Annotated in this window: 21 protein-coding genes; all 21 read left to right on the top strand. The window is 32.3% G+C overall.

Annotated features, from left to right (window positions below; all coding sequences use genetic code 11):
- The first annotated feature begins 137 nt into the window (after positions 1-137).
- The 21 genes from FYJ83_RS17755 (at position 138) to FYJ83_RS19760 (ending at position 18562) form a co-directional block, all read left to right on the top strand.
- Entirely contained in the window at positions 138-326 is a 189-nt protein-coding gene (locus FYJ83_RS17755; protein WP_154442836.1) for a hypothetical protein, read from the top strand.
- Positions 327-405: 79 nt separating this feature from the next.
- Positions 406-735 (top strand): IS66 family insertion sequence element accessory protein TnpA, encoded by a 330-nt coding sequence (gene tnpA / locus FYJ83_RS17760; protein WP_154442837.1) that lies wholly within the window; start codon positions 406-408, stop codon positions 733-735.
- Positions 729-1082, top strand: coding sequence for an IS66 family insertion sequence element accessory protein TnpB (tnpB, locus tag FYJ83_RS17765; RefSeq protein ID WP_154442838.1), 354 nt, complete (start codon positions 729-731; stop codon positions 1080-1082). The genes tnpA and tnpB overlap by 7 nt, the downstream gene beginning before the upstream one ends.
- A gap of 110 nt (positions 1083-1192) precedes the next feature.
- Positions 1193-2788, top strand: coding sequence for an IS66 family transposase (gene tnpC, locus FYJ83_RS17770; protein WP_154442839.1), 1596 nt, complete (start codon positions 1193-1195; stop codon positions 2786-2788).
- Between the two features lie 143 nt (positions 2789-2931).
- The gene (locus FYJ83_RS17775) at positions 2932-3183 is read left to right on the top strand and encodes a hypothetical protein (RefSeq protein ID WP_154442840.1); all 252 of its coding nucleotides are present in this window, start codon (positions 2932-2934) and stop codon (positions 3181-3183) included.
- 266 nt (positions 3184-3449) lie between these two features.
- Positions 3450-3689: a hypothetical protein gene (locus tag FYJ83_RS20105; protein ID WP_229768643.1), complete on the top strand. Its 240-nt coding sequence runs from the start codon at positions 3450-3452 to the stop codon at positions 3687-3689.
- Positions 3690-3840: 151 nt separating this feature from the next.
- Complete coding sequence (locus tag FYJ83_RS17785) at positions 3841-3993, top strand: cyclic lactone autoinducer peptide (protein WP_229768644.1); 153 nt, start codon at positions 3841-3843, stop codon at positions 3991-3993.
- Positions 3993-4559 (top strand): accessory gene regulator ArgB-like protein, encoded by a 567-nt coding sequence (locus FYJ83_RS17790; protein WP_154442841.1) that lies wholly within the window; start codon positions 3993-3995, stop codon positions 4557-4559. Before FYJ83_RS17785 ends, FYJ83_RS17790 begins: the two co-directional genes overlap by 1 nt.
- A 278-nt stretch (positions 4560-4837) precedes the next feature.
- The gene (locus FYJ83_RS17795; RefSeq protein ID WP_154442842.1) at positions 4838-5554 is read left to right on the top strand and encodes a LytR/AlgR family response regulator transcription factor; all 717 of its coding nucleotides are present in this window, start codon (positions 4838-4840) and stop codon (positions 5552-5554) included.
- 306 nt (positions 5555-5860) lie between these two features.
- Complete coding sequence (locus tag FYJ83_RS17800; protein ID WP_195838049.1) at positions 5861-6841, top strand: sensor histidine kinase; 981 nt, start codon at positions 5861-5863, stop codon at positions 6839-6841.
- 978 nt (positions 6842-7819) lie between these two features.
- Positions 7820-8377: a hypothetical protein gene (locus FYJ83_RS17805; protein ID WP_154442844.1), complete on the top strand. Its 558-nt coding sequence runs from the start codon at positions 7820-7822 to the stop codon at positions 8375-8377.
- Positions 8378-8507: 130 nt separating this feature from the next.
- Positions 8508-9020 (top strand): RNA polymerase sigma factor, encoded by a 513-nt coding sequence (locus FYJ83_RS17810; RefSeq protein WP_154442845.1) that lies wholly within the window; start codon positions 8508-8510, stop codon positions 9018-9020.
- Complete coding sequence (locus FYJ83_RS17815) at positions 9013-10326, top strand: hypothetical protein (RefSeq protein WP_154442846.1); 1314 nt, start codon at positions 9013-9015, stop codon at positions 10324-10326. Before FYJ83_RS17810 ends, FYJ83_RS17815 begins: the two co-directional genes overlap by 8 nt.
- Positions 10327-11155: 829 nt before the next feature.
- Positions 11156-11533 carry a hypothetical protein gene (locus FYJ83_RS17820; RefSeq protein ID WP_154442847.1) on the top strand — a complete coding sequence of 126 codons (378 nt, stop codon included), beginning with the start codon at positions 11156-11158 and terminating at the stop codon, positions 11531-11533.
- A gap of 123 nt (positions 11534-11656) precedes the next feature.
- On the top strand, positions 11657-12697 hold the full coding sequence (locus tag FYJ83_RS17825; protein WP_154442848.1) for a hypothetical protein: 1041 nt from the start codon (positions 11657-11659) through the stop codon (positions 12695-12697).
- A 30-nt stretch (positions 12698-12727) separates the two neighbouring features.
- On the top strand, positions 12728-13894 hold the full coding sequence (locus FYJ83_RS17830) for a hypothetical protein (RefSeq protein WP_154442849.1): 1167 nt from the start codon (positions 12728-12730) through the stop codon (positions 13892-13894).
- Positions 13895-13906: 12 nt separating this feature from the next.
- Positions 13907-14779, top strand: a complete 873-nt coding sequence (locus FYJ83_RS17835; protein WP_154442850.1) for an ABC transporter ATP-binding protein — start codon at positions 13907-13909, stop codon at positions 14777-14779.
- 86 nt (positions 14780-14865) lie between these two features.
- Positions 14866-15972, top strand: a complete 1107-nt coding sequence (locus FYJ83_RS17840; protein ID WP_195838050.1) for a hypothetical protein — start codon at positions 14866-14868, stop codon at positions 15970-15972.
- Positions 15973-17145, top strand: a complete 1173-nt coding sequence (locus FYJ83_RS17845; RefSeq protein ID WP_154442852.1) for a hypothetical protein — start codon at positions 15973-15975, stop codon at positions 17143-17145. It abuts the gene before it with no gap.
- The gene (locus tag FYJ83_RS17850) at positions 17142-18170 is read left to right on the top strand and encodes a DUF5050 domain-containing protein (protein WP_154442853.1); all 1029 of its coding nucleotides are present in this window, start codon (positions 17142-17144) and stop codon (positions 18168-18170) included. The genes FYJ83_RS17845 and FYJ83_RS17850 overlap by 4 nt, the downstream gene beginning before the upstream one ends.
- An 86-nt stretch (positions 18171-18256) precedes the next feature.
- Complete coding sequence (locus FYJ83_RS19760) at positions 18257-18562, top strand: hypothetical protein (protein ID WP_195838051.1); 306 nt, start codon at positions 18257-18259, stop codon at positions 18560-18562.
- Positions 18563-18913 lie beyond the last annotated feature (351 nt).

Consider the following 18913-nt stretch of genomic DNA (forward strand, 5'->3'; position numbering starts at 1 on the left):
TACTTTTATTAAGTGAGGATTAAAATAGACATTTCATGTAAAATAAAATTATTTTGCTTAAAATGATCTACTAAAATAATAAAAAATTAATCAGAAGTATTGAAAAATACTACTTGATTTAAAGAGGAGGTTATTTAATGAAATCGAAGAGAGTATTTTCTATAATGTTCATATTTGCTTTATTATTATCCTTTTCCAGTTCGCAAATATTTGCTCAGAATGTAGCTAATAAGGATAATATCTCTATAATTAGTGACTATGCAGATGGAAATGAACATAAAAATGATGTACATGAGGAAAATGGATTAGGTATAGTAGTTTTGTAAGCGTCAAACTTAGCCCACATTTTCAACCCTTAATTTCTATGAGATAATACCTTTAACACTAATAAAGGGGGTTATCTCAATGAATGAAGAAGGTAGAAAACTCTGGATTGAAAGAATTGAAGATTACAGATCCAGCGGATTAACAGCAGCTAAATGGGCAGATGACAAAGGTATTGCTATACATAAACTGAGATATTACATCAATAAATTCAACAATGAAAAGAAACAGGAATCAAACCAAGAAAACAAAGAACTACAATGGGCATCTGTAGTTCCAGTAGCACCAATAGCAGAGTTTAAATCTAATGATCCTTTAAGGGTTATCATAGGTCAAGCAACAATTGAAGTAACTCCTGAATTTGATAAAGATACCTTTGAATCAGTAATAAGGATTCTTTCACAATGCTAAATAGTGGCATAGATCAGGTATACCTAGCAATGGGTCCAACTGATCTTAGAAAATCTATTGATGGTCTATCCATCCTTGTTCAAGAAAGTTTTAATCTTAATCCATTCTCAAAAAGTTTATTCGTTTTCTGTAATAAAAAACGAGATAAAGTAAAAATTTTAGAATGGGATCTAAATGGTTTTTGGTTACATTACAAAAGATTAGAAAAAGGTGCCTTTAAATGGCCAGTTGGTTCAGATTCTAAAACTTTACTAGTAGGGGACAGGGAATTCAGGTGGTTATTAGATGGTTTATCAATCCATCAAAAAAATGCCCACCCAGTTGTAAAGGAACGAATAATTATATAGATAAAAGCTTAATAATTAGGACCACATAAATCTTGATAAATGTTGTAAATTCAACGTTCAAACGGGATGTTTTAGTATCCTTTTTACTCCAAAAATGGTATAATTAAGACATGAAAACAATAGAGAAATCATCTGAAATAAAACTAAATACAGAGGGAAGTTCAAACAGAACCCTCGAGGATACATGTAAACTTCAAGCCCAACAAATTGAAGAATTAACTGCTAAATTGAATTGGTATGAAGAACAATTTCGTTTAAGTCAGCAAAAACGTTTTGGAGCTTCAAGTGAACAAACTCACCCTGATCAATTATCCGTCTTCAATGAAGCTGAAAAGGAATTACGTCCTGCAAAGGAAGAGCCTACCATTGAAGAAATTACATACAAACGTAAAAAGAATAAAGGTTTAAATAAAAAGTCCTTTGATGATCTTCCAGTAGAGGTAGTAGAATATAAGCTAGAGGAAGAAGATAAAATCTGCCCTACCTGTAATGGTCCCCTTCACGAGATGAGTAAAGAGATTCGTAAGGAATTAATAATTATTCCAGCACAAGTAAAGGTAGTAGAACACGTCCGCTATGTATATGCCTGTAGACAATGTGAGAAAGATAATACAACTACACCAATTATTACTGCCAAAATGCCAAACCCAGTGCTCCCTGGCAGTTTCGCATCCCCTTCATTACTAGCATATATTATGAATCGTAAATATTCAGAAGCTGTTCCACTATATAGGCAGGAGCAACAGTTTATTAACTTTGGGATAGATTTATCTCGACAAAACTTTGCTAATTGGATAATACATGGAGCAAATAACTGGCTTAAATATCTTTATGACAGGATGCATTATTACCTTCTAAATGAAACAGTAATATTTGCAGATGAAACTACCATGCAAGTATTAGATGAAGAAGGTAAAAAGCCTACAAGCAAATCATATATGTGGCTATATGGCACTGGGACACCTGGACCACAGATTTTCTTGTATGAATATCAGCCATCAAGAGCTAGTAAACATCCAAAAGAATTCTTAAAAGGATTCAAAGGATTTTTGCAAACAGATGGATATCAAGGGTACAATGACGTATCAGATGTTATCCAAGTTGGTTGTTTTGCCCATGCAAGACGTGGCTTTACAGATACATTAAAGGCATTGCCTAAAGACTCCACTGTATCTAAGACCAATGCTCAAGAAGGAGTTGATTTTTGTAATGAACTCTTTAGAATTGAAAGAGCTTTAAAAGAATTATCACCAGAAGAAAGATATATCAAACGCCTAGAACAAAGTAAACCAGTTCTTGAGGCTTTCTTGTCATGGTTAAATATAAAGAAAGAGCAAGTATTACCGAAGAGTAATCTTGGAAAAGCCATAAATTACTGTTTAAACCAATGGAGTAAATTAGAATCATTTATGTTAGATGGTAGATTAGAAATAAGTAACAATAGAGCTGAACGAGCAATAAAACCCTTTGTTATAGGAAGAAAGAATTTTTTATTTTCAAAGTCCCCTAAAGGTGCTACTGCATCTGCTATGGTATATAGTGTTATAGAAACAGCAAAAGCCAATGGATTAAATCCATTCTACTATTTAAATTATCTATTTGAAAAGCTACCCAATATAGATTTAGAAGATATGGATGAATTAGATAAATTATTGCCTTGGTCAAATTCAATACCTGAGGGCTGTAAAATTCCTAATAAGAATTAGATTACCATAACGTCCTCATCTTTAAAAGGTGGGGGCGTTTTGACGCTTACGTAGTTTTTTCTGAGGAAGGTGAAACAGTTCTTGAGCTTATTATTGACGTTCCAGATTTCAAAGAAAAGTCTATACCAGAAATAGTAGGAAAAATGATTTCTGGAAAGTTAGAAAAAAGTAATTATCAGGATTCTAACCATCAATTAGATAATAATGAAAGTGCTAGAATAATTACTTGTTGTGATAGAACAAGTTGGAAACGTTATTTAATGGAAGTACATTCAAGGACAAGTCCCACTTGCTATGTAGATGTATATGATTTTTTTATTTGTGATAATTGTGATGCATCCTATAGGGAGTATAAAAATTCATATTCTCACCCACGTGCGAATTGCCCATACTAATGAAATACCAAATGAGTTAAGATTGAGTCAAGGATTTAGATAAAAAGGAACTATTATTATATATGGAAAATCTGTGTTCTAACTTTGAATTATCCATAGTATACACTGCTTACTGTGGACAGGTAATGGACAAAAATTAAATATGAAAGATAGCCTCGACATTCAGTGTCGGGGTTATTTTTTACCCATTTTTCTAATTTCGGCGAGTAAGAGCCAGGAATAACATAACTTTGTTGTTTCTGGCTTTTTCTTTACCCAAAAACGGGGTGAAACATGAAAAAGTCAAGGGCGGGATTAAGTTTGAGGTCCCGTTCCCCTTCTTTTCTGATATTTATCTGCTTGCAACTGCAGCGGAGGGAGGAAAAAGTGCAATAGACGGTGTAATCAATGGGTTGCAGGGCTGGATTATTTCTCAAAACAGCGATAATTTAATTATTTACTTTACAAATAGATTTGGGAATATAGAGGTTAAAGATATTTCAAAAAATAGATTTAGTAGCTTTTAGTAATGATTACATAACATTTTTGGTATTAAAACTTATAAAAACTTTAGTTCGTGACATTATAATATATAGTTCATGACAAATCATGGCACAGAAATATTAAATTGTTATAATAAAAGTAAACAATTATTTAACAAAGAAAGGGGGACTAGCTTTGAGAAACTTAAGGAGTTTGGGATTAAAAGTCGGTATGACATTGGCGAGCTTAGCTTTAATGGTAACATCATTAAACGTTAATACAACTTGTATGCTTATTGCTCACCAACCTGAATTGCCAGAAGGAGCTAGGAAGCTTCGTAAGTTTTAATGGATTTATCAGAAATACTTACGGACAAATTAATAAGTATGCAAATCATTAATGTAGAGGAAAAAGATATTTATTCCTATGGTTTTAAACAAGGCTTATTGTTGCTTTTAAATATGATAACCATAATAATAATTGGTTTTTTCTTTAATATGATTTGGCAAAGTGTAATCTTTATGGTTGCTTACAGTATTCTTAGGGTTTATGCAGGAGGCTATCATGCAAGTACTCCGTTCAGTTGTTACTTATTTTCTGTTGTGATGATAACAGCAGTACTCTGGCTAATAAAGCTGATTCCTTGGAATGGTTTTATCTGCTTTATTATTACAACAGTATCAGGTATATTCATATTACTAATGGCACCAGTAGAGGATGCAAACAAGCCCTTAGATCAAGAGGAAAAGAGGATTTTCAAAAAACGGACAAATATTATTTTAGGCGTTTTAATTGGATTTGCTTTACTCTTTTGGTTTACAGGTGAGAAACAAATTTCGATATGTATAATTATGGGTATATGTCTGATTTCTGTTATGCTTGTACTTGGAAAAATTAAAGATATCAAAGAATAAATATCAATAGTTAATCTTGAAACTATCCAATATATATTCTTGATTTGCATATTATGGATTAGTTAAATGTTAGGAATTTCGAATTGAAAGGATTATTAGTATTTAATAATTCTCTAGTTTACTTTACGTGGGATTACAGAAATGAAAGACCGCTACCTGTTAGGATAGTGGTCTTTTTGCCTAATATTTATATATTTAATTCTTTATAATTCATCAAAAGAGGGTATAGATGTGATATAGTTACTGTAAGTTATCATGTTGCTAAGGGGGTATGAATTATGTTTAGAATAGCGATTTGTGATGATGAACAGATAATAGGTTCACAAATTGAGAATATATTATTGGATTATTCGGAAAGAACTGGTTTAGAGATAGATATTATAGTATTTTATTCAGGGGAAGAATTGTATAGATATAAGGAATTGGGGCACAACTTTGACCTAATATATTTAGATATTGAAATGGAATGTATGAATGGACTTGAAGTTGGAAAGAAGATAAGAAATACGATGCAGAATCATAAAACGGACATTGTTTATATCTCAGGTAAAGATGGTTATGATCGTCAGCTGTTTGATGTACAGCCCTTGCACTTTATTCCAAAACCTATTGATCCGAACAAAGTGATAGAAGATCTAAGGTTAGCTATGACTAGAGCAGACAAACTAGGGGGAATATTTGCATATAAAAAAGGAAATGAATCACATAAAGTACCAATAAAGGATATCATATATTTTGAGAGCCTTGGCAGAGAAACAAGAATTGTTACTGTAAAAGGTGAAGATATTTTTTATGGGGTAATGCAGAATATATTTGAGATAGTTAGGAAATATCAATTTATTAAAATTCATAGATCCTACATAGTTAATTATAATCATATATCTATTTTTAGATATGAGGAAGTTATTATGTCAAATGAGATTATATTACCCATAAGTCAAGCGAGAAGAAAAGAAGTTAAAGATATACAGTTGAGTATAGAGCAGGAGGAATAAGTAGTGAGCATCGATATATATAATTCCATTTATATTTTTAGCAATATTTTTATGACTTATACAATATATAAGTTTATGAAGATATTTTATGTAAAGGAAAATACAAATAAAAAGGCAATAGAAATAGGGTCTTATATTATATATTTTATAGCTATTACTATCCTACATATTTTTGTTAAGATCCCTATTATACTCTTGATTTCAAATCTGGGACTTTTCTTAATGCTAACATTAAATTATAAGGGTAGTTTTAAAAAGAGGTTTTTGACAACTTTTTTAATATACCTTACTTTAATGTGCATTGAAATGATAATTGTTTTATCTACAGGATATTTTAAATTAGATCTTTTAATAAGAAATGATTATGAATCAATTTTAGGAATTATTATTATAAGAATAGTATCATATTTTGTAGTACTGATTATAGGAAGCTACAAAAATATTCGTCAAGGAGATATTGTTCCTAATACCTACTGGTTATGCATACTTATTATACCAATAGGAACATTATATCTACTAATTACAATATTTATGGTAAGTGGGCTTGCATCTGTAACAATATTTATGTCTATAGCATTGGTATTATTTATTAATTTCGCAACGTTTTACTTATATGACGAAATTTCAAGAATATTATCAGAGGAGAAAGATAAGATACTTATGCAACAGCAAAATAAGTATTATGAAAAGCAGCTTGAACTAATGAGGGCATCTTTGAAATCTATAAAAACAATAAAGCATGATTTAAAGAACCATATGACATCTTTATATGCCTTAGTAGAAGAGAATAAAAATGAAGAGGTATTAGAATATCTATCGGGAGTGATAAAAGTGTTTAATAATAATGAAGGTTTAGCATCAACAGGAAATACTGTTATAGACAGCATAATTAACTTTAAATTACGAGAAGTGGAAAAGGAGAAGATTGCTGTAAATATAGATTTAAATATTCCTAGAGAACTAAACATTCCTTCATTTGACATAACCATCATTCTAGGAAACTTATTAGATAATGCATTAAATGCAGTAAAAAAATTAGAAAAAGATAGGTATATCGATATTAAAATCAAATATACAAAAGGACGATTAATTGTAAAGATAGATAACTCCTTTGATGGAATAATCATAAAAGAAAAAGGTAAAATTATTACTTCACATAGGGATAAAACCAATCATGGTTTAGGGTTAGAAAGTGTAAAAACAGTTTTAGAAAAATACAATGGACTTATAGAATTTAAATATGATAGCAATATATTCCATACGGCATTGTTAATGTTTGTTGAATGAGAACAAAAAAATTGTTCAGCTAATAGCTGGACAGGCAAATATTTTCCATGAGGCATAATGGTTTATTTTAAAGAGTGGACTATTTTATAATATACTACATTGTGCATTAGGTGTTATTGAAGAGTATAGTAAAATTGGAAATGTAATAGATTTAATTATTCAAGAGATAGTAAAAATATTAGGAAAGATTGACAAGTAGGAGGAGATAAAGAATTAATAGGAAGGAGCATATTTGTATTATAAGCAATTACTTTCATCAAATGACTAAGACCTTCAAGTATCGTTAAGTGTAGATACTTGAAGGTCTATTTTTTCAGTGAAGGTTCAGGATATGTAGTGGGTCAATTTATCAAATATGATTCGTATTTAACAAATTGAGTATCTGACTTTGAAATCAGGAATTTTTAGTAACAATAATAGGGTTTATAGCATTAAATTCTGTTAAAAATCTTAGTTCACTACATTAATATATATAGTTCATGACAATCCCTGGCACAGAAAAATAAAATTGTTATAATTAATACAAGATTGTTGCTATTGTAAAGTAAAAATGTACAGGCATATAAAAGAGATTTAGTATTATGAAGGATTAATTTTGAGTTTGAAGTAAAACATGGCTAGTATTAGAAGTGACGATTTCTAATTAATATAAAGCTAGCACTTTGAACGTTCATGAAATAGTAAATGATTTTATTAATATATAGATACTATATCTACATATTAATGAAAGACCAAAACGAAAGGTGGTAAGTTATAATGTTAAATATCAGGTCACCAAATAAAATTAAGACCAATTAGGTATCTTATAACTTGAATAATACTTAGCAATAAGTATGTGAAAGGATATTCTGAAGTCTTATTGTTGAAGGAAATAGCATTTAAGAAAGGTTTTTTAATCTAAAATAGTTATTCAGTTAGAGATTTAAAACAGAAAGTTGTTAGAAATGGACTTAAAAAATAAGGTCAGGAGGTAATAAAATGAAAAAAATATTTATATTGAGTCTATGTGTTATGTTATGTTTGACTTCTGTAATTGCTTATGCGGATGAAGATAAGGAAAAATTTGAGGATCAATCATATCCAACATTCATAATAGTTAAAGGAGAAGAAAATATAAAAGCATATGAGGAAGCAGGTATTATAAAACCATCTCCCGAAAGATACGAATTTCTAAAATTGCCAGAGATAGGTACTATGGGAACTAGTGTACCTACTAAGACTTGGGATCTAAACGATTCATCAAGATACTTTAGTTATTCTTTCAGCTCCTATATATACTCCGACTATAAATATCTGCCTTGTCCAGATTCTCTCGGATCAACAGGATATGGAATATATCATTATTTTGAACCCGATGCAAGGCAAAAAATGCGACTTTCATTCTACAGTAGTAATGGGGATTTTGAATTTAATTCGCCGATACTCGATTTGGATGATGTAACAGCTTATGGCACTGCTGTAAAAAATAAAGCTTATTATATTAAGTATACAAGTACACAAGGAACAAGAATAAGCGGTTCAGGTGAAGTGTATTAATGGTAAAAGTTTACTCAAAAATATCGTCAACGCTTTTGTTGACGATATTTTTACATTTATATTCAATTCTATAATAATAATGTAAGGTTTATGGGTAATGAAGTGTCTAATATAGTAAGGAGGGGTAGAAATGGGCAGAAAAATACTAACTGAAGAGCACTTCAATAGCTTAATTGATGAATATGGTACGGAAATTCTGAGACTATGTTATCTTTATCTAAAAGACTATCAACTTGCGGAGGATGCTTGTCAGGACACATTTTTAAAAGTTTATAAGAGTTTTCATAGCTTCAACGGGCTTTCAACGGAGAAAACTTGGATTACAAAGATATGTATTAATACATGTAAAAATTATCTGAGAAATCCATGGAAAAGAAAGGTTACGCTAGAAAATAAGGAGTTTATTCAAGAGGAGGTTTCCGACAAAGAAATATTTGCCGAATTAGAAAAAAGTGAGTTGTTCAACTCTATAATGAACTTAAGAAAGAAATATAAGGAAATTATTTTAATGTATTATTATCAACAATTATCAGTTAATGAAATATCACAAATTCTGGATATTTCGGAGTCAAATGCTTTTACTCGTCTCTCGAGAGCAAGACAATTATTAAAGGATGAATTAGGAGGAATCATTTATGAATAATCTTGAAAATCTAAAAGATTACATAGACAATAATATGAAAAGCATAAGAATTACAGATAACACTAAAAGGAATATACAGTATAAAATCAGAAAAAACAAGCATAATCGCTTAAAACCAGCAGCAGTTATTATCTTACCTATCATGATACTGTCTTTGTTAGCTTTTAATGAGCAGATAAGTTATGCTGCCCAAAAGCTATTCAGTTATCTTCCAGGTATAAATAAAATATTTTACAACGATGGAGAAAATAAGGTATATGGGTTGTTAGGTTCAGTAGAAGTGTCTGATAAAGAAAAATACATAAAGGTAAATGCTGCTTACAATGAGGATAAGACTGTCACACTGACAATGGAAGGCAATGTTACAATTGAAAAAGAAATAGAAAGATATATAACTATAGTAGATGAGGAAAATAATAAAGCAAAGCTTAAATCAAGCGACATCATTATAAACCTTGATGACTATCAATGGAGCGCCCGATGTACTTATGAATTCCGAAAAGTTACAAATAATTTTAATATTATTTATGATAAATTTAATATACCTGTTATTATGACTGAACTGCCAGAAATTCCTCTTGAGAATCATAACTATATTTCCATCAAAAATATTAATGCAGATATTGCTGTAGTAACAGGCTATGTGGAAAATAAATTAGAAGTCAATATATTATCACAGTCTTCTGATGAGGTAAAATCCATATCTTTCCCACTTAAGGAAATTTATCTTTTAGATTCAAAAGGAAATAAATTTTATAGTATAGATAATAACAATGAAAATATACTTTACTTTGATAAAAAATTGGAGAATGGGATTAAATTAGTTATTCCACATATCTTTATTACAGATAACGATGTACGCTCTAATGTGAGTATAAGTAAATACGATTCTTTGCCTGTTAAATTCAGCCTTGGTGATAATGAACTAGTAATTAATAACGCCGAATGGGATGAATATAATGAAAAATTTAATTATAGAACTCCTGAGAACAGCAATTATAGAATGGAAGAGAAAGCACAAAAGATAAACCTTGCTATCAGTAAAAGCTTAGTAGGTACTAATGAATTAAAATTACAAAATATTTCAGCTGATGTAAATAAAGATCAATTAAATGAATATATGGTGGAAGATGTAAGAGTTATATGGGATGATCCTTATAGAGATGCAGATTCACAAATTTCTGAAGAAGAGGATATAAAAATAATTCTTTCTAATATAAAAAATATACAAGATAAAGTTGACATAACTTTTTATGCTCCTGTTTATAGTACATGTGACAAAGTAATTATTCCATTAAGACCTTGAAATCAATAGATATGAAAAATAAATCTGTATGAGGATAGGTTTGATTGTATGTCTTGGTCTTTCATATTGGCTATGTAGATTTGCATTTTTTGAAGTGCATAGCATGAAATTTTGGACATAATATTGTATGACACATATTTATAGAGAATCCATTTAAAAGCTGAGAACAAAATAATTATTATTCTCAGTTTTTATTGTTTGAGTAATGTAAGAGAAAGAATTAGAATGGGTCACATTTGAATTTTTAGAAGAACTCAGATTTTATAAAATTTGATATTTAGAATTTTTATTAACAAAAATAGAAAGGAACTACAGCATTAAAATCTTAGTTCATGACATTAAAATGTATAGTTCGTAGCAATTTCTCGCACAAAAAAACAATAATGTTATAATTAATTCAATGTAGTTGTTTCATTGTATATAGTAAGTGTTCAGAAGCAATTATCCTAATATTCATGTACTAGAAAACGGACAAGCACAATGGATTTTACTAGTATTTATTATTTATAAGCTTAAGAGTATGAAAATGAGACAAACACATATAAACATTGTGTTTCGTTGAATTATCACGGGAACACTTAAAATTCTAAAGGTGATTAGATAACTTAGATTATAAAAATATATTCAAAATTGGTGTTTCTGTTGATAAAGATACATTAGTATCAAATTCTTAAGAAAGGAGGTCGTGTCATGTTACATGGTAAAGGTCCGCCAAAGTATTGATGCAAGCTTTGTTGAACTCAATAATGAAGCTTGGTACAACAGCGACAGCTAAGTTATTACATAAAGGAAGAAAAAAATAAAAATTAAACTTAGGAGGTTAAAAGCTATGAAAAAGAAATTAACAGCTTTATTAATTGTAGCTCTGGTAATTACGGTTTTTGCACCTATTTCTGCCATGGCAGCATACGATGAGGATAGTGTGGATGCAGGAAAGTATGGAACACTATGGGGCTACAATTATGGTTGGATAATAGAAACCACGATAGACTATAATGATGGAACTGGAAGATTAGTAAACGGCTACGAGGTGCGGGATAATGATACAGGTAGGCTTTATGCGCAAGGATCAGAGCGTAGCAGCTATGGTGAGGGATTCCTGCAAACCTTGACTGATGGAGACTTTTATTATGGTTCCGCAGTTTATGGCTCTCATGAAGTTCGAGGGAGCAGATCAGCGGTAGCGTATACAGTGACACTATATTAATTATCACGTAAATTTAGGAACCACCTTCTAGGAGGGCGGTGGTTCCTAAATTTTAAAATTGTTAAAATAAGATTTTTTATAGATTAACTGTTTTCATAAACTGAAACCGAGGGGTGAAGAAAATTGAAAAGGTTTTTTATTATTATGATAGTCATCAGTTTAGTAGTCTTTGCAGGTTGCTCCAATGAGATTCCAGATGATTATGCAAAGGGTGAAATACCGAAAGATAATCCCTTCGATGCTAACAATGGGAGGGATGATGGCGGATCAAGGACAGTTATAGCGCAATTTGGATCCGGACCGGTAGATGCTCGCTTAAATAACGGTCCTGTAGTCTGTAACTATAACGGCGGAGAATTGGAGATTGATTATTTTATAGAAAATGAGGGTGTTGCTACTTTAGAATATGGCTTACTTCTATTCCTAGAAGGTATCCCACAACCTTTCAAAATTGATTATCCTAATGAGGATGGAGATTTTTTCCATGTCTTTAAGCTGGATGAAAATGAATATAAAGAATTTAAAATTATCTTTACTCCAATCATGGGAAAAGTAGGCGAAACACTGGAAATAAACTTCGCAGGTATATATAATCCTAGTTTTATACCAGATTCAGAAAAAATATATGGTATGAACCACAAAATGTCCACTCATAACCCAGTTGAAATGACCTTTCATGAAAATACCGTATATATGGGGCAAGATAAATTGTCTAAGGATGAAATCCTGAAAAATGTAAGTTATTCAGAAGAGGAAATTTCAACGGATATGAGAAAGGAATACGAAAATAATAAAAATAAGGATGAGAATCGGCTGGATAAAAGCATCTTCGTGGAATTATTTGAAGAAGGAAATTACGCGCTGTATAATAATAATAAAATCGTATCCGGCGGGAGAGAAACTGTTCCGCTCATATTCCGGGGCTTTGGAAAGGAAGGGGTAACTTACAGAACTACATTTTACCTCAATCACCAGCCCATAGGCATTCAGGGACATGATTATTTGGAATGGAATACAGTCAAAGGCAGTATTGCGGAGTATAAAATGTACTTGGATGTAAGCCAAATAAAAGGAAAGAATACCTTGTACAGCATATCCGTACCCATTGGGAGTGATGATTTTATTGAGAAAACAGAATCCATGTTATTGATGACAGACAATTAATGAAGAAAATCGAGGAAGAAGAGGAAGAAAATGAAAAAGGCAATTGTAATAACTGTAATATTAAGTATCGCTATCCTGGCAGGATGCTACAATACGCTTACCAATGAACAAAAAGATGAGAACAGCCCCGGCGGATCATATAATCAGGCTTATGTTGCTCCTTCCACAGAGAGAATCAATTTTGAAGGTGCAAATCCTTTTGAAGGAATCAACGCTCGGAGAGGAAATTTCATCTTTGAGGCAGGCGAGGGTAAAATCCTTGTTAAATCAGATAAGCTCTACTTGTTTGACGTGAAAGGCCAAAAAGTAGTAGCTGAGGGACCATTAAAAGACTTTAATCCCCCTGAAAGATATTTTACTACAGAGGAAGGCTACTGTGTTGTAGGTAATGAACATACAGAAAGCCAAAAAATCACTAAGGCTTGTTATTACAATGAAAATTTAGATATTGTACAGGAAGTAAACCTGAATGAAGTACTGGGAGAATCCCCAAAATTCATAGCTGTGGACAAAACCGGTAAGAAGATAGCCTTCGCTACAGATACCGGATTATTTCTTTATGATCTGGTTAAGGGAACAAAACAAACCCTATTAAATCTGGGTTTAGAAAATACGGAAGCCAATAACGGGCTTACATACCTCAGCGATCTTGCTTTCTTTGACAAAGATACCAAGATTGCCTTTATTGGCTCATGTTATGAAAAGATAGGTGGAAATTCAAAGAAACAACCAACGTTCGGAACTATTTCTGTAGATGGTACCGAGATGGTCAATGAAAAAGCGGAGTTGCCCCGTCTCAGAAATATGGAAGCAACTGACTATTATGTTGCTTTTAGTGAAGATGCCTATCCCATTAATACCGGGGAACCTGTGGGGAAAGTAATTATAATTGATAATGCAACAGGGCAAATTCACAGGCATACCTTACAGAATAAGCATGAGAGTCAAAATGTATTCCTTTTGGGAAAAGGGAAGTATTTTATAACATGCCTCCAAAACGATGACAAGGAAGTAATTTATAGAATATACGACAGTAAAACAGGTAAGCTATTCAAGGAAACGAAACAGGAATTTGATGGAAAAACCGATGAAAAATACATTAAAACCTATGTCCAAACTTTTGATGATACGAATACTTTTATTGCTGTTTCCGCTTTTTATAATTCTGAACCGGTGGTAACAATCCATGAATTTTAAGAGGGTGAATATATGATACTGAAATTGGACGCCATATCAAAAAGCTACAAAGACAAAGAGGCTTTAAGGGATTTTTCTGCAACCTTGAAAGAAGGTGTCTATGGCTTACTAGGACAGAACGGAGCAGGAAAAACAACATTGATTAATGTTATAACAGGAATCTTAAACCCGGATGAGGGGAAGGTGTTTTTCAATGATGTGGATGTAAAGAAAATGGGGGTGGACTTTGTTTCCAAAATTGGATATCTGCCTCAATTTCCTCAATTTTATAAAAACTTTGAAGCTCTAGAATTTTTGAGATATATCTGTGCAATTAAGGACGTTCCGGAGAAAACAGGTGAAAAACGGATTAAAGAATTGTTGGAAATGGTTAATTTATCTGATGTAGCCGACAAAAAAATAGGTACCTTTTCTGGTGGCATGAGGCAGCGTTTAGGCATTGCTCAAGCCATGGTCAATGATCCAGAAATTTTAATTTTGGACGAGCCTACCGCAGGTCTTGATCCCAAAGAAAGAATCAGGTTTAGGAATCTTATATCCAAATTTTCAAAGGATAGGATTGTGTTGCTTGCCACCCATATCGTCTCAGATGTGGAGTATATTGCCAATGAAGTCATTTTGCTTCAGAAAGGCATACTTATTAAACAAGATAAGCCAATGTCCTTAATAGACGAAATGAGAGGGAAGGTATGGGAGGTAAAGGTTGACACAGCAAACAATCAGGAATTTTTAGATAAATTCAGTATCAGCAATATTGTATTTAATGAAGGCCATTACTCAATAAGGGTGGTTAGTGAGCAAAAGCCAGTAGAAGGAGCATCTTCTATCAGCCCTAACCTAGAGGACGTTTTTCTGCATTATTGCGAAACAGGTGATGGCAAATGAAAATTCTAATCTTTGAAATACGGAAAAATTTTTTAAAACGTTACCTTTTTGTCACGTTATGTTTGCTTACATTGATAAATATCTTTATGATTTATGACTATTATAAAGAAAATCATGTTTTTTCAACCGAACAAACAAATAGGAGTGAAGTATTCTGGAATTTATATAAGGGAAAATTCAAAGGCAAAATCACCAATGAAAAAATCAATGCTTTGATGGAGATATATACTCCCCTCTATCAGATTTGCGCTGTTGAAAGAAGCTATAGTATGGAATATGATCCCGAGACCTATACAGGCTATACTTTTGGAGATTACCGAATGCTGGACCTGGGTTTTGTGCGCCCCATGGAATATTCATATATGTATAGAAACCATGCCTTGGAAATTGCGGATAAAGCAATGGAAAACCTCGAATTTTTCCGGTCCGTGGACAACAATTATCAATACAGAAGCAATTTAAAAATTGCTTCCCTGTTCGGCGACAGACAGGTTACAGATTTTTACCATACGGAGATGTATGAAAATCTGTTTCGTTATGATTTTTCATCCTTTCTTATTCTGTTAATGAGCATATTGGCTCTGGTGCCTGTATTTGTGGCGGAGAAGGAAACCGAAATGAATCTTATTCTGTCTACAAGCAAAAAGGGAGGGAAAGAGACAATCAACGCTAAAATACTTAGTTCTTTTTTGTATGTGATTATAATCAGCGCATGGTTTTATATATTTGATTTTCTTGCTTTCTCTTATTTTTACGGACTTACAGGTCTCAACAATCAGCTATATGCACTGAAGGATTTCATGCTGACACCTTTGAATGTTAGAATGTGGGAATTTATAATACTGTCGGCTGTGGTGAAAATAATCGGCCTAATGGCTGTTTCCTCAATGATTCTTTTTCTATCATCAATTTTCAGGAGAGCCCTGCTACCCTATATTTTAAGCTTGGCCACGGTATTTTTGTTAATGCTTTTCAATGAGTTCGCAAAAATGAAATTTATCAATCCCATTGAACTCATTGCGAACAGGGAGCTATTTAAAAATACTGGATTTATTAAAATACTGGACTTTCCGGTTCATAAGTTTATAGGGGTGATTTTATCTGTGATATTTCTCGCAGGGGCTTTTGTTTTGGCAACTAAAATGACAAGCAAAAATAATGCAAGCCTCGGCAGGATGAAGGAGAGAAAATAAATGAGGGATTTTTTATTTGAGATAAAAAAAGTATTTATTTACCAAAAAGGGGCATGGTTTATTCTTTTATTGGTGCTTCTTAAAATTTTGAGTCTAATAATTTTAGATAACGGCTCAGACATAAGACTGGAAGCGGATAAGGAAGATTATTTATTCTATCTGGAACAGGTCAAGGGAGCCTTGACAGAGGAAACCCAGAGCTTTTTACGGGATGAATCGGGAAAAATTGCATCTGCCAAAGTAAAGCTTGAAAACCTATACTCGGACTATTATGACGGCGTCATTTATAATCAGGTAATGCCGGAAGAAGAACTTGATTCCCTGTCAAAACCCTTTGAAGAACAGATAGAAAAGGAAAAGGGTTTTCAGTTAATCTATGATCAATACATGTATATAAGGGAAAACCCTGATAACCGTTATTTTTTATATACCAACGGTTGGAATGCCCTTCTTGCCCATGAGCGCTTAGATTTGCCCATGTTTTTCCTACTGCTGCTCCTTATTGCTCCCATGTTCTGCAATGAATATGAAAGCAAAATGGATATCATTTTACTCAGCAGCAAAAAAGGCAGAGTAACTTTAGTGCTGAAAAAAATATTGTTGGCTTTCGGCATGGTAACTTTACTGAGCTTGCTTTTTAGCTTGGTTGAATATACTTATTTTAACTTTCGATATGGGTTAAGTGACGGGGATTATCCTATTCAAAGCCTTGAATATTTTCACAGCTCCTTAAAAAACATGAGCCTTCTTGGGGCATTTATAAGGGTCTCCGGTTACAAGCTTTTTGGCTATTTATGCTTTTCTGTTCTAATTATGTTCGTGTCCATCTGCACCAAAAAAACAATTTTAACCTTGTTCATCAGTACGTCAGCCATTTTATTGCCTTATTTTGGGTTAACTGCCCAATGGATTCAGTATTTACTTCCTCTGCCCCTGGGCTTCATGTTGGGCAGCGGTTTCTTCAGAGGGGATAAAATAACGGACAGTGTAGATGCAATAGAGCCTAAAGTGGAATTTAGGGCTATTAATGATACAGAATTTAAAATAATAGCTATTCTTTTAATCTTCATAGTCCTGACGATGATCTTGGTGATGATAAAAAAATACATCAATTTCCAACCTATAAGAAGGGAAGTTCAATTTACAAAAAGAGAAGCAGGTGAAAAACAATGAATCGAGCAATAACACTGTTTATCATAATTGTATCCACCCTCTTGTCCGGATGCGGAAAAAGCGATGAGATGAATGAAAATTCACGTGTTTTCAATATGCAAATTAATCGCATATTCTCAGAAAATCAGGATGCTGTTTTTTATATACAGGGGAGAAATAAGATTATAGCCCAGGACAAGGAAAGCGGGAGCAGATATGATGCTGTTAAAAATCCTTTCGCAAGTTTTTTTGATGTTGGAACTGTATTTTATATATATGACAATAACTTGTATTATATTAGGAACAAAGAAACCTATACGCAGGCGGGTGCGTTACAGGAGAGCACCTCCATTGTAGAAATTGATTGGGATACTTATGATGAAAGAATCATCTATGAGTTGGATACAAGAATAAAAAAAGAGGCATTTCTGGGCACTATAAAGTCCGATAGTAGATCTTTCAGCAGAATCATAAGCTTTTTCCTGGATAATAAATATATATACCTGGTAGAGGGTACCACATCAGGGAGTAAAATAAACAAAGTGGACCGGCAAACTAGGAAAGCAGAAACCATCCTGGAATTCCCCAGAAATATTGAACAGATTGCTTTTGACGGGAAGTATATTTACTATGTTAACCTCAGGTTTCAGGTGGTAAGATTGGATGTGGAAACGAAGGAGAATTTCATAATTCCCGATGTGGTAACAAGGAATATGATGCTTAAGGATAATCAGCTGCTCTTTTTAAATCCACGGGATAACGGTAGGATTTATGCCATGGATTTAAATGATTTCAGCCTACGGAAAATAACGGAGGATGCAGCCTATACTTTTCATTATGACGATAGATACATCTATTATTCTAATGAAGATGATAATAAATATCTTTACAGGATTGATTTTAAAGCGAAAAGCAATCAAAAGGTAGCGGAAGTTGTTTCCAATAGGATTGCAGTATTCCAAAATCATAAGGAGCTTCACGTGCTATCCGATAAGGGCACTTTTGTTGTTGATAAAGAAATTTTTGAAGTCAATATCTTGGAATGATTTATGATTTTAGCACTAGATGTTTTTAATATAGCTAACTTGGACATGGGTTATTTTGATTATGGATAAAATACAGCGATTATCAGATGCAGAAAAATCAGGCGGCTAAAACGGCTATCTTGAAATTATATAAAGTAATTACAATAGCTCTTGATTATACAGTCGAACTTGAATTGATTGATAGTAACCCTGCAAAAGACATTAACCAACAACAGATGAAGTGTCTGACTTTCTACAGACTTCATGATCGAATGGTTGGAAATGATGAAACGCTGTGTAGAAAAAATAACATTAGCATTCTACAACAATACAGTAAAAAGTGTATTGGACCCTACTTCTTAGAAAAGAAATATACACTTACTAAAGTGGAAGGAAGCCTTAAATATATTTAAAAATAGATTCTAATTTTAGATATCTGCTTTAACTTTATTATGATATATATAATCTCATATTTATTTTAGACAAGTACCTACCTAGATTATATATAATACAATGAAAAAATGAGATAAAAAATTGAATAAAACAAAATAAGCGCTCTGACATTTTAAATAAAGTGTTGGGGCTATTTTTATACTTTTTCCAATAATATGGCAGCTAAAAAGCCGAGAATAACGAATTTTGTTATTCTCGGCTTTTTATTTATCAAAAGATAAGGGGGAAGTATGAAGCGTTGGGAAACTTATATTGCTAGATATCCGTGATCTTCTGATTTTTTCTAATTAAACAAAAATGAAAAAATTGGA

The sequence above is a fragment of the Tissierella pigra genome (genome assembly GCF_009695605.1).
GTDB lineage: Bacteria > Bacillota > Clostridia > Tissierellales > Tissierellaceae > Tissierella > Tissierella pigra.